At 60.4% G+C, this 12,216-nt stretch carries 12 protein-coding genes and 2 pseudogenes; 7 read left to right on the forward strand and 7 right to left on the reverse strand.

Annotated features, from left to right (window positions below; genetic code table 11):
* Positions 1-446 (reverse strand): transposase (locus QP140_RS05645; RefSeq protein ID WP_284758625.1); only part of this gene is annotated, 446 nt, incomplete at its 3' end.
* 321 nt (positions 447-767) lie between these two features.
* Here QP140_RS05645 and QP140_RS05650 point away from each other — a divergent pair.
* Complete coding sequence (locus QP140_RS05650; RefSeq protein ID WP_141759459.1) at positions 768-1,043, forward strand: hypothetical protein; 276 nt, start codon at positions 768-770, stop codon at positions 1,041-1,043.
* Between the two features lie 18 nt (positions 1,044-1,061).
* A pseudogene (locus QP140_RS05655) lies at positions 1,062-1,373 on the forward strand (cytochrome c biogenesis protein DipZ); the annotation flags it as partial.
* On the opposite strand, the gene QP140_RS05660 reads toward QP140_RS05655, so the two are convergent.
* Positions 1,370-1,687, reverse strand: a complete 318-nt coding sequence (locus QP140_RS05660) for a hypothetical protein (protein WP_070759609.1) — start codon at positions 1,685-1,687, stop codon at positions 1,370-1,372. The pseudogene QP140_RS05655 and the gene QP140_RS05660 sit on opposite strands and share 4 nt — an antisense overlap.
* A gap of 373 nt (positions 1,688-2,060) precedes the next feature.
* Here QP140_RS05660 and QP140_RS05665 point away from each other — a divergent pair, with 373 nt between their 5' ends.
* On the forward strand, positions 2,061-4,121 hold the full coding sequence (locus tag QP140_RS05665) for a hypothetical protein (protein ID WP_246821250.1): 2,061 nt from the start codon (positions 2,061-2,063) through the stop codon (positions 4,119-4,121).
* A 276-nt stretch (positions 4,122-4,397) separates the two neighbouring features.
* Here QP140_RS05665 and QP140_RS05670 read toward each other — a convergent pair whose 3' ends face one another.
* Positions 4,398-4,757, reverse strand: a complete 360-nt coding sequence (locus QP140_RS05670) for a hypothetical protein (protein ID WP_246821256.1) — start codon at positions 4,755-4,757, stop codon at positions 4,398-4,400.
* A 36-nt stretch (positions 4,758-4,793) separates the two neighbouring features.
* Positions 4,794-4,949, reverse strand: a pseudogene (locus QP140_RS05675) (RCC1-like domain-containing protein); the annotation flags it as partial.
* 30 nt (positions 4,950-4,979) lie between these two features.
* Here QP140_RS05675 and QP140_RS05680 point away from each other — a divergent pair.
* From QP140_RS05680 to erm, 4 genes are all read left to right on the forward strand, one after another.
* A complete protein-coding gene (locus QP140_RS05680) occupies positions 4,980-6,461 on the forward strand; it encodes a HEPN domain-containing protein (RefSeq protein ID WP_070512995.1) in 1,482 nt (493 codons plus the stop codon).
* Positions 6,462-6,810: 349 nt separating this feature from the next.
* Positions 6,811-7,065: a nucleotidyltransferase family protein gene (locus QP140_RS05685; RefSeq protein WP_232745419.1), complete on the forward strand. Its 255-nt coding sequence runs from the start codon at positions 6,811-6,813 to the stop codon at positions 7,063-7,065.
* A complete protein-coding gene (locus tag QP140_RS05690) occupies positions 6,995-7,240 on the forward strand; it encodes a HepT-like ribonuclease domain-containing protein (RefSeq protein ID WP_284758626.1) in 246 nt (81 codons plus the stop codon). The genes QP140_RS05685 and QP140_RS05690 overlap by 71 nt, the downstream gene beginning before the upstream one ends.
* Positions 7,241-8,020: 780 nt before the next feature.
* A complete protein-coding gene (gene erm, locus QP140_RS05700) occupies positions 8,021-8,875 on the forward strand; it encodes a 23S ribosomal RNA methyltransferase Erm (RefSeq protein ID WP_070517629.1) in 855 nt (284 codons plus the stop codon).
* Between the two features lie 70 nt (positions 8,876-8,945).
* Here erm and QP140_RS10375 read toward each other — a convergent pair whose 3' ends face one another.
* The 3 genes from QP140_RS10375 to cmtR all read right to left on the reverse strand — a co-directional run bounded on the left by QP140_RS10375 (position 8,946) and on the right by cmtR (position 12,189).
* Positions 8,946-9,416, reverse strand: a complete 471-nt coding sequence (locus tag QP140_RS10375; protein ID WP_425304311.1) for a type IIL restriction-modification enzyme MmeI — start codon at positions 9,414-9,416, stop codon at positions 8,946-8,948.
* Positions 9,417-9,940: 524 nt separating this feature from the next.
* Positions 9,941-11,833 (reverse strand): heavy metal translocating P-type ATPase, encoded by a 1,893-nt coding sequence (locus tag QP140_RS05705; RefSeq protein ID WP_284758627.1) that lies wholly within the window; start codon positions 11,831-11,833, stop codon positions 9,941-9,943.
* The gene (gene cmtR / locus QP140_RS05710; RefSeq protein ID WP_284758628.1) at positions 11,830-12,189 is read right to left on the reverse strand and encodes a Cd(II)/Pb(II)-sensing metalloregulatory transcriptional regulator CmtR; all 360 of its coding nucleotides are present in this window, start codon (positions 12,187-12,189) and stop codon (positions 11,830-11,832) included. Before cmtR ends, QP140_RS05705 begins: the two co-directional genes overlap by 4 nt.
* Between the last annotated feature and the right edge of the window lie 27 nt (positions 12,190-12,216).

The following is a 12,216-nucleotide window of genomic DNA, read 5'->3' on the forward strand; positions in this document are numbered from 1 at the left end:
TGCTGAATATCGCGCACTGTCATCCCACCGGCGTATAGCGAGACGATCATGTCGTCGAGCTCTGTGAGCCGACGTGCGCCCTTGGGCACCATCTTCGGAGTAAACGTGCCGGCACGATCCCTGGGCACGGTCACTTCCACCGCGCCGTAGCCAGAATTGACGGTCTTGGTGTACGACCCGTTGCGGTGATTGCCGCCGTGCACGGGTTCAACCTGGGCTTTGGACTTGCGGTCGGAGTGGCTATAGCCCAAATGCGCATCCATCTCCGCCTGCAGACCAGCGTTGATTGATGCCTGCAGCAGGCCTTTGACCAGCTCGCTGGCATCATCAGCGGAGGTCGACAGCTCGCTGATCAGGCTAGCCAGCTCAGGATTTTCCATCAGCTTCTCGCTGATCTCGTTGACCCTCGCCGGGTCATGGCCTTTCTTCGGTGACACAGTAGTCATTATCGGTGAAACTCCCTCTCAATCAGAGCCTCACACACAAACTTCCTGACACCCTCCCAGCGCGGCGCTATCCCCATCATCTGCGTTCTCCCCTGGAAACACTGCAACGGTTCCGTCTGGGTGTACACATACCTCTACGTCCCAATCTTTGCCAGGATACGTCGAACAAACCATGCTGTAAGCACGGGTTGCAACATGCTTAATCAACACCAATTACTCCTAACAATTCATCCGTAGGTGTCAAATCGTCCGTGCGCATCATCGTCAGCGAACCCGCCTTCAACTTCTTCAACCGTTCGTCAACATTGATTAGTCCATCTGATGACTGGCCCTCATGACTTTGCTACGTGGAGGAATTTCAACAACCGCTACTGGCCAGCCCGCTACCTGGTGGACAAGCACGGCAACGTCCGGCAGATCGTGGAAGGGGAGGGAAGCTACGCCGAGACAGAAAAGCTCGTGCGTGAATTGCTTGTCGACGCCAACACCGAAGTCAACCTCCCCGAACCGGTCGAAGGCGGCGAAGCAGCAGGCGGTACAAAGGGCCGCAACCCGGAAACGTATCTCGGCACTGCGCGCGCCGAGTACACCAAGTAACCCGGTTACACCGACGGCGAGCACGACTTCGGTGAACCGCCCGCCCCAGAGCGCGGCATGTTCACTCTGAACGGGACGTGGATTCTCGAGGAGGAATCAGTGCAGACCACCAGTGGAGGACACCTGGACATCAACGTCTTCGCCAAGTGGGTCCAGCTCGTGGTTTCGGGTGAAGGAGAGATCGAAGTCGAGTATCCGGACGGTGCGACAAAGTCGTTCCCGGTCACAGATGGAACCCTCGACCTTGCGAAAGGCGACACGCCCACCGAGGGAGTGCTGCGCATCCGGCCCACGGCAGGCGTGAAACTGTATTCGTTGACCTTCGGCTAGGCAGAGACAACCTTGTCCAGCGCCTCGGCGAACCGCGCGACGGTGCCGTCGACATCGCCCCACTTGTCCAAGCCGAACAGACCGATGCGGAAGGTGGAAAAGCCCTCCGGCTCGCCGACCTGCAGCGGAACACCGCTGGCGATCTGGACGCCGGCCTGCTTGAACGCGGATCCGTTGGCCTGCTCCGGGGCGGTGGCGTACATGACCACGATGGAGGTGGCCTCGAAGCCGGGGACGGCGACGGAGACGTAGCCTTTGTCCGCCAGCAGCTTGCGCACCTTGGTGCCCAACTCGACCTGGTGGGCGGTGTACATTTGACGCGCATCTTCCCGTGCCCTACTGCTTCCCGAGTTGCTAGATGTTCCGGGAGCGATAGCGCCATGACCGCATCCTGCGGTACTTCTCTGGATTTACTTGCTGTCTTTAGCGGGAAGGTTTCTTTGCGCCGACACGTCGTGGACTTCAAGTTCAACGTCTAACGCCGGTCGTTAATGACGCTTCGCGTTATTGGGGGAGTAGGTTGAAGCGCGGTCCGTTCGTCCGTCGTGCGCCGCTCCGCGGTGGGGAGGAGTCCGATGGGGCGCGGGACTATGCCCATGAAGACGTAGGTCGTGTCCGCCTCGGGGTGATGCGCCGCTAGTTCGGCTCGCTTCCACGACAGAACGAGGAGCCGACGCGACGATCGACGTGGACGACGGCTCCGCCAAGGGGACTGCTGCACGATCAGACAACAACTTCAAATTCGTGCCACTAGGCGCCCCCGAACTGTATAGAGTGACGCCTACCGGGAGGGAGATTCGAGTGTCGGAAAGCGGACCAGAGAAGAGACTGAAGTTCTTCGGCCTCAGCGACTACGGAACCTTCTGGCAGGCCGACCGCCTCCTAGAGCTCGTCCGTGAATTCGATGCTACTCGTGGCGATCAGGGCATAAACGACATCGTTGAGTTGCATCATCTCGCGTTGTTCCTAGAACACAAAGTTCTCCCGAAGGACCTGGCCGAAGCAGAGCGAGACGCGCCTCTGGCGCACGTCCCCGAGATCCGGGAAGTCATCGGCAGGTTTTTCGGCAAAGTGACGGACGCCACCTTCTCAACGCTCGTTCAGGACGTTGACTTTCAGTACCGCACAGACGTCCTCGATCTTCTCGGAAAAAACAAGGTCTTCGAGCGCTGCACTGACTCGATCGTGCTTGCTGCACTTCAAGAGCAGAGTTTCCACCCGCACGATCTGCTCTCATGCCAGGCACTCGTGCGTGCCTACGACCAGGAGATTCGGGCCCTGCTACTCGATGAGCCGCGCAATGCTGAGCTGCTTGCGCGGAAGTTCCTCCAGTCCGAGGGGCGGGATCCAATCCATCTTCCGAAGAGCTTCACTCCCGCGGATCAGCGTGGTCTGTTTGACCGCTACCTCGATGAGGAAGAGCCCAACCTCAACTTCGTCAAGCTGATCGCATCCGCACGAGCTGACAAGAACACCGGCGTCGATGCACGACTGAAGCTAAAGGCTCGTCGCAAGGCAGATGCGCTCACGAAGAAGATGTTCGAGTCCACGGAGGGGATCAAGACCGGCTGCGAAGTGGGCATCTCGGCCGATCAGGTCGAAGAGGTCGTCCAGTCTTTGGACGGCATGGTTGGCAAGTACTCCTACAGTCGAACCTGGCTCACGGAGAACCTCGACTACCCGACTATTCTGAATAACTTTGTTCACCTGTTCCAGTTCGCCAACGACCATATGCTCCTGGAACTCCCTTCCTACGGAGCGCAACTTGGCGTCTTCGAGCGGTTCATGGGTACGCCGGGCAAGGGCGACTACCGGACGGGGGCGGTGTTCAGGCTCAAGGATCAGGCGTCCTTGCTCCAGACCTTGATGTACGAGCGCTTCCTCAGCTCCGAAGGTATAGAGCTCGAGTCGGTCATCGCTTGGTTCTTCACGGACTACCTTGAGCAGGAGTTCGGTGCCAAGGGGCTGAAGTACCGCGCCTCCAGCCCGACCGCTACCTACCTTGAGAAGAGCCGCCATCTGTTCTCAGAGATGGAGAGCCTCCTCAAGCAGTTCACGCTGCATGTCGACTACGGCGAGGTTGACCCGGAGCTGCTGACAATCACATCGGAGCAGCTTTCCTACGGCGACATCCCGAGTCAGGTTGTGGATAAGTACGCCTACGTTGCCAACAACGCGGACATCCAAGGAATTCAGCACCTGCTCTTCTCGGACCAATCCGGATTGGTGCACATCAGCAGCGATCTGGAGGCAGAGAGCTTCCTCCACTTGGTCATCGCCAATGACATCGCCTACGACCAGTTCCACGAGTACCAACAGCGCAACATCGACTTCCTGGTCGAGAAGGGCATCCTGACCGGAGATCGTGACCGAATTGCGTTTGCAAGCGCGCCACAATTGCATGTGCTCAAGGAACTCTGGGAGTACGAGGTGACGAGCTGTCTCCATCATTCGGCGGCCGGCCAGAAAGCCATTGACGAGATGGTGAGCGCCGGATGGCTGGTGCATCGATCAACGCTGCTCAGCGCCGCGGAGGTCAGCTACTTCAACTACTTCCTTAACGATAAGGAGTTCAGCAACGGACCTAGCCTGCGCAACCGCTACCTCCATGGATCACAGGGAGACGGTGACGACGACCGCGTTCACCGCCACACGTATCTAACAGCGCTCCGCCTACTCGTTGCGCTGGTCATCAAGATCAACGATGACTTCTGCCTGACGGATAACGCCGTGCTCGCGAAGGAATAGGGGCCGACCGCTGGCATGGTTGAGCCCTCTTCAGATCCCTAGTATGTGGCGTCTCAGCCGGGTTCCCTGCCGGCGTGATGGCGCGGTACCTCCTTCGTGGCGTCCTGCAGGCTGACCCACGTCGAGGGTGAGCCTGTGTCCCCTGATCAGTAGCGAGCACTGACCGTGGGGAGGGGGAGCACGTGAACCCCGTGTTCAGATGTACCTATGTGCCGGAACTCGGTGGAGTTTAGATTCAACGTGTGATCGACGGCCGATTATCGGGCACGCTGGACTTCAGTTCATCTGTGGTCGAGCGGCCCAGGCGTTGACATTGCATTGCTGCTCGGTGTGGTCGCCCGCAGCCACGACTGTTCCGTCGGCGCGCAGCCCGAGCGAGTGTCTCGCTCCGGCTGCGATCGCTGTGATGCCGGTCCATGACTGGACATCGCACTGGCCGAACTGGTTGTCGCCCGTTCCGAAGACCCTTCCGGTCTGGCTCAGCGCGAGCGTATGGACGGAGCCGGCCGCCACTGAGGTGATGCTTCTCCACGATGACACCTCGCACTGGCCTCTGCTGTCGTCGCTGACGGCGACGACGGTGCCGTCTTCGTGTAAGCCGACGGTGTGCAGGTAGCCGGCAGAGACCCCGGACACGTGTGTCCACCGGGCGACGTCGGTCTGCCCTCGCTGATTGTTGCCAGTTGCGAGGGCTGTGCCGTCGCGTCGAACTGCGATTGTGTGCCAGTCGCCGCATCCGATCTCAGTTGACCATGATCTCGCTGTAGATTGTCCTACGTGGGGGGCATGTGGTGGAGTAAAGATTTTCGACCTGACATCTGGCCGCAAGACAGGAAGGAGCCCGGGACCGGGAGTACGATGCCTAATGATCCTCTCAACCTCGACAAGGCCGGCGAGTGGGCTGGCGTGTGGTGGCTGCCGGAAGCCCCTAGCGAGAAGGTCCCGGGTGTCCTACGGTACGACCCGGAAGATGGTCTCTCTCTGTCGCTGATCGGCACCTTCGAGGATCGGATCTTGACGACGGACTCGTCTGGATGGACTGCTGTTCACGAAGGAACCCGCACCTGGGAAGTCATGCACGGTGTGGCCGAGCTCAGGGAGATCACACTGCTTGGCTGTGTTCCTAGGAGCACCAGAAGGACCATGGGTGCGCGAGTGGCGAGCCCTGATAAGCAGACCGTGACCGCGACGGTCGCCATCATCGGCGCGCATGTCAGCGGTGACGCGGATCCGGCGTTCGCTAGGGCAGAAGTCTCAGTCGAGGATCTGAGTCTCTGGGCGGCGTCTTCTGTGTTCGAAGGATCCCTCGGGGCTCCCGACGGCAAGATCGATGGGACCGGGCGTATCTCGGTGAAGCCGGTCGAGGCGCAATCGGTCGTGGTCGACGACACTGAGTATCGCCTTCAGCACACGCACACGCTTCCATTCTTCGACCAGCGCAAGGGAGGAAGCGTCGGACGTATGCGGGACACGGTGTCCATCTGCGTCGTGCCAGCCGAACCATTCTCTCTGAGTGTTGCTCTGCAGGAGGCGAGCCTGGTGCAGGACCTGATCTCCCTGGCGACGCATCGCGCGGCCGGAGTGATCTGGCTCCGACTGGAAGTTGCCGGGACCGAGTCGCACTTCCCTGATGGCCGCCCGCTGCCGCGCCGACGTGCCGATGTGCTCTACTCACCGGCCGCGCTTGGAAAACACGACGCGAAAGTCGTCGATCACCACCGAATGTTCTTCACCTGCGGCTCGATCCCATTTGAGGAGGTCATGCCCCGATGGTGCGAGGCCCATGGCCGCCTGGAGGCAGCGACAAACATGATCTTGGGCTTGCGCTACGCACCGGCCCGTTTTGTTGAGAACAATCTTCTGACGGCAGTCGATGCTGCCGAGGTGTTGCACCGCAACCTCCGCATCGACGAGAAACCGTTCCCCAACGCGGAGTTCAGGGCGATGCGAGAGGCGATGCTGGCGCAGGTTCCCGATGAGCACCGAAACAGGTTCAAGGGGGCGATCCGCAACGACCCGACCCTCCGTGATCGGCTCCATGCCCTCGCCGCGCGACCCGATCAGGAAGCGATCGCACAGCTCTTACCGGATGTCGACCATTGGGCGAAGTGGACGACGCGCGCCCGCAATGACCTCGCGCACGAGGGCAGAACGCCCAACCATTCCATCGAGGAGCTGATCGCCGTCGTCGAGGTGACGACCGCGGTCGTAATCCTCAACGTCTTGCACGAGCTCGGGTTGCCGGCGGAGCGGCAGCGAGAGATCGTGCGGGAGCACCCGCAACTGAGGGCTACGTTCCGTACCGCTGCCGAATGGCTGGTTCCCTCACCAAACCCTTAGGTGCACTGCGATAGCCGCTACTTCGGAACCTCCGTGACGCTGCTGCCCGGTCGTTTAGTGCGAGACGCGTGTAAGCCTGCTCTATCGCTCGTTCGTTGAGTGCGTCATGGCGGGCGGGCGAGACGACCGGCTGTAAGTGGTGGCAGCGCGTCAGTGCCGCCTGGTGCGGCGGTGAGACGGGAGAATGTCGTCGGCCCTTAAGAACGCGGTGGAGTTCCGCTTCAATGTCAAAGCTCCATGTCGACGTGCTGCCGGGCCCGTTTCCCCCGGAAGCATGTCTGAGACCGTCATGACGCCTGAGACGCTTGCCCTACGCGGGATTCTCGTTGCGCGTCTTGACTAGTTCCAGGTGCTCATCGATCGGTACGGCGCGACCAACCCGAAGTTGTTCGGGTCCGTCGCGCGCGGCACCGCGTCTGCAGGATCGGACATCGACATCCTCGTCGGGATGGACCCTGCGGAGGGACGTCTCCTGATGCGTGCGTCTGGTCTGCTCGAGGAGAGTCGCGCTCTGTTCGGGCGCGATGGCATCGATGTGTTTCCTGCCCAGTTGCTCAGGCACCCGGTATCCGCTTCGACGCTCGCCGAGGCGGTGCCGCTGTGAGTCGCAGTCCGGCGAAGCCGTGAACCATCTTCCCGATGAGATCACCGGCGCGCACCCTGAGATCGTCTGGCCTCAGATTCGGGATTTCCGCAACATCCTGGTGCACCAGTATTTCGGCGTCGACATCGACGTGGTCCGCGATATCGTCGATACTCATCTGCCTCCTCTTGCCTAGGCGCTGCGGTGCCACATCTCTGCTAACTGACGGCGCGGCTCCAAAGGTTATTCGGCTACGGAACGTGGTCGAGTTTAAGTTCAATGTTAGCTAAGGGCCTTATTAAAAGCGTTTGGCAACACGCGCTCCTATTTACCTTCGTATCTCGCGAGACGCTGACGTGGATGGCCTCACCATCGACCGGCAGCGTCAGGACTGTGAAGCCATTGCAAAGCAGCGTGGCTTGGACGTTGGACATAGGACATAACTACGCCGATCAGTCCATTTCCGCGTCAAAGAAGAATGTGGCTCGCCCCGACTACGACGCCATGGTGGCATCCTTTGAACGCGGCGAAATCGACGCGATCATCTGCTGGGACCTCGAACTACCCGCCCCACGTCGGTGGGTAGTCCGATCAGTCGGACAAAACTACTCCCGCACCACAGCGTAATAAGGGGTGCACCTTAAAAACATCCGGAGGTGGGGGTAACTCCCCCTCGTTGCCCAGAGACAAAATACGCCAGTGGCGTCTGTACGACGAGCCGAAGGTAGGACAAATTCCAATCCAGAGAGGTCTTGCACTGTTGCGGTGCGGTTGTCTTCTTTCTCACCGTATTGGACCCTGCGAAATTAATTGGATACGATAGGCCCATGTTGATTTCACGTTCCGTTTTCATGCGGCCGCTCACCAGCCGCTAAGGCGGTTTTCTCCCTCCCGCAGGTTAGAAACCGCTCCGGTCCTTTAGCCGGGCGGCTATTTGTCATGCCCGGCTCCGTTTCAACTCCAAGGAGCACACCTGATGTCTGCATACGGATACGGCCGTCACGAGCATGGCCAAAATTTTCTCACAGACCACAAGATCATCAACTCCATCGTCGATCTTGTGAAACAAACCTCCGGCCCCATCATTGAGATCGGGCCAGGAAGCGGTGCCCTCACTCACCCGATGGCCCACTTGGGGAGGGCGATAACGGCAGTTGAGGTAGACGCAAAACTAGCTGCCAAACTCACAAAAAAGACCGCCTCGGCGGCGGTCGAAGTGGTCCATGATGATTTCCTTAACTTCCGGTTACCCGCCACTCCCTGCGTCATTGTGGGAAACATTCCCTTTCACCTCACCACTGCCATTCTTCGAAAGTTGTTGCATGCGCCGGCATGGACTGACGCTGTACTCCTCATGCAGTGGGAAGTCGCTCGCCGCCGGGCCGGGGTAGGTGCAAGCACGATGATGACGGCTCAGTGGTCCCCATGGTTCACGTTTCACCTTGGTTCCCGAGTACCAAGGTCTGCTTTCCGGCCACAGCCAAACGTTGACGGGGGGATCTTAGTGATCCGCCGGGTGGGTGACCCGAAGATTCCGATAGAGCAGCGCAAAGCCTTTCAGGCGATGGTGCACACCGTTTTCACTGCCCGGGGACGCGGGATAGGGGAAATTCTCCGAAGGGCAGGGTTGTTTTCATCACGTTCAGAGACACAATCATGGTTGCGCTCGCGAGGAATCGACCCCGCGACCCTACCTCCCAGATTGCACACCAGCGACTGGATCGATCTCTTCCAGGTGACTGGTTCCTCTCTACCTCACCATCGGCCCATTTCACCATCGGGAAGTAGTCAACGACCTCCTCAACGGAAAAATCGAGGCCGGCGGCGGTAATCCCCCCACCACCAAAACCGAAATCCACCAGTAGTAGTGAACGACCCATGTTCGTCTACCGTGAGCCGCGTTATGGCAGTGACGTGTTCTCGTCGGGCACAGTCATAGTTCCCGGCGTTGCCAGCGACAGGGTTCTACACCCAGCAGCGGGACCGATCAAAATCACCCGCACGGGGAACGACCCTGCTGGTGGTTTCGATTTTGATGAAAGCGAGGAGACATAGCCCCTCGCCAACTCCCCGTAGCTGGCGAACAGTAGCTCCTGGCGCTGGCGCTCGTTGGTGAGTTTGCGTGCCACATCGAAAGCCTTATCGACTTCCCGGTCCAAGTTGTTGTGAGCCTTGAGCAGAATTGGGTCCATCGATAACGGGTTGTAGTGCTCCGCGAGTGACCGCTGGGGGTGCCGCTCGCGTGCCCGCAGCACCAACTGTCCAGCGTCGATGATTCGCTGCTGCGCCTTCTCATCTAGTTCACACAGAGCTGGTCCGCAGTTGTAGCTCCCGATGTACTCCGAAAAACGGAAAAAATAAATAGTGGGGATACATCAACCTTCCACTTTCCATTCTTCCGGCTCAGAGTATTGAGGGGTCTGGGACCGGGTCCGTAAACCCTTTATGTTTTTCGCGCACAGCGGTTTTTAGCGACGCACCCTATAGGTTTTCCGCAGAACTTATATGTGTTTCTGTGCACCCCATATGTTGTCTGTTTTAGCGGTATTTCGTTGTTAATTCCGCACGCGCGCATCAAATGGTTATTTATCGACGACACTCCGTCGAGTTCAAGTTCAACGTGTAACGCGAGGCGTTAATGACGTTTCGCGTTATTGGGGGTAGGTTGAAGAGCGCTGTCTCTAACTCGGGTTTTCGTTCGGCCTCGGTCCATTCCGCTACCTCGTGTGAAGAATCTGCAAGCGGTATCGAACCGTTGAACTATTAGGTTCCCCCACAGTTCCCGTGCCTGCACGCATCGAGAAGGACCAGGTGGTGAACTCGAATGACTCGCCTGGTCCAACGTGTGTGCGCTCGGCGCGTGGTTTAACCCTTATAAGACTTGCCGGTCACAGCCTCAGCGTTTCGCTCGTGCAGCCCGCAGGCCGTTCAAGATCACGATGACTTCGGCGACTTCGTGTACCAACACGACGGCGGCCAAGCCCAGTACACCGCTGATCGCCAGTGGCATCAACACGATGATGATGGCCAGAGACAGCACGATGTTTTGGTTGATGATCCTGCTGCCTCGGCGGGCGTGCTGCAGCGCCTGCGGGATCAGCCGGAGGTCGTGGCCAGTGAAGGCGACGTCAGCGGACTCGATCGCGGCGTCAGAGCCGGTTGCTCCCATCGCAATGCCCACCGTTGCGCCCGCCAGTGCCGGCGCGTCGTTGATGCCGTCGCCGATCATCGCCGTCGGCGTCTTGGAGGAGAGTTCGGCGACGATGCTTGCCTTGTCCTCCGGTCGCAGCTCGGCGCGCACGTCGTCGATTCCGGCGATTTCAGCCAGCGCCCGGGCGGTGCGAGTGTTATCGCCGGTGAGCATGCTCACTTCCACGTCGTTGTCGTGCAGGGACTGCACGGCATCGGGCACCTCGGGCCGCAACTCGTCGCGCACCCCGATCGCCCCGGCGAGAGCGTCATCGACGGTGACTAGGACGCAGGTCTGGCCTTCGGACTCCATGCGCTCAACGTCCGCCTTCAGTGGCCCGGCGTCGATCCATCGGGGGCTGCCGACCAGCACCCGTCGGCCTTCGACGGTGCCGCCGATGCCATGACCGGCTTCCTCGCTGATATCCAAGGCGGTGGGCGCTTCGGGCTCCGCTGCCACGATCGCCGCGGCGAGGGGGTGCGTCGATTGCTGCTCAACCGCCGCCGCGAAGGAAAGCACCTGCGCCCGATCGAATCCGTCTGCCGGGACCACTCCGGTAACCTCGGGCTGGTTGCGTGTAAGGGTTCCGGTCTTGTCCACCGCTAGGTGACGGATGCCGCCGAGTCGCTCGAACGCCGCGCCGGACTTGATGACTACTCCGAACTGGCTGGCCGCGCCGATCGCGGCCACGACCGTCAGCGGCACGGAGATTGCCAGCGCGCACGGCGACGCTGCGACCAGGACCACCAACGCGCGGGTGATCCACGTCTCGGGGTCGCCCAGCAGCGAGCCAATCACACCGACCAGCACCGCCAAAATCATCACCCCGGGCACTAGGGGTTGGGCAATCCGGTCGGCGATCCGGGCGCGGTCGCCCTTCTCCGCCTGCGCCTGCTCGACCAGGTCCACGAGTGTGGTCAGCGAGTTGTCCGTTCCAGCTGCGGTCGTCTCGACCTCCAGCGAACCGGCGGAGTTGATCGCTCCCGCGGCCACCTCGTCGCCGGGTGCGACCTCCTCCGGAATGGATTCTCCGGTGATCGCTGAGGTGTCAAGGCTGGAGCGCCCAGACCGAATGATGCCATCCGTGGCGATCCGCTCTCCGGGGCGCACGAGCATCAGCTCGCCAACCACGAGATCCTTCGCTGCGACCTCGACCGTCGTACCGTCGCGCAGCACCGTCGCGGTCTGCGGTACCAATTTCAACAGTGCCCGCAGTCCGCCCTGGGCCCGGTCCATCGCCTTATCTTCAAGCGCCTCGGCGATCGAGTACAGGAACGCTAGCGCCGCCGCCTCTCCGACGTAACCGAGGATTACCGCGCCGACCGCGCTGATCGTCATCAGCAAACCAATGCCGAGCTTGCGCTTCGTGACAAGGTTCCGGATAGCGTCGGGCGTGAACGTATACGCCCCTAGCAGCAGGCCGATCCAGAACAGAACTGTCGCGGGTGTCTCTAGCCCGGACCAGTCCAGCGCCAGACCTATGCAGAGGGCTACGCCGGAGAAGATCGGCAGTAGCAACTCGGGGTCCTTCCACCATGGCCGATCGAGATCTTCGATCTCCGTGGCTGGTTCGTGTTCGCATCCACATGCTGAACTCATGCGTCCGCTCCTTTCACGCCGCAGCCGGGCACCGAGCACTCAGGGGCGATGCACGGGGCGTTTTCGTCGACAGCCAACGTCGCGTTCACTAGTGCGTTGAGCGCTGTCGCGAGGTGCGGATCGGCGATTTCGTAGCGTGTCTTGCGGCCCTCCGGCTCGGCGACGACGATGCCGCAGTCACGCAAGCAGGTCAGGTGGTTCGAGACGTTCGAGCGGGTCAGGTCCAGGTCGCGCGAAAGCACGGCCGGGTAGCTCGGGCCGTCGAGTAGGGTGATTAGGATTCTGGAGCGCGTCGGATCCGCCATGGCCCGGCCGAGCCGGTTCATGACGTCGAGGCGTGAAGCAATGGTCAGCATGTACTGAACTATACAGTACCTGCTGAA

The sequence above is a fragment of the Corynebacterium sp. UMB9976 genome, assembly GCF_030212265.1.
Classification (GTDB): domain Bacteria; phylum Actinomycetota; class Actinomycetes; order Mycobacteriales; family Mycobacteriaceae; genus Corynebacterium.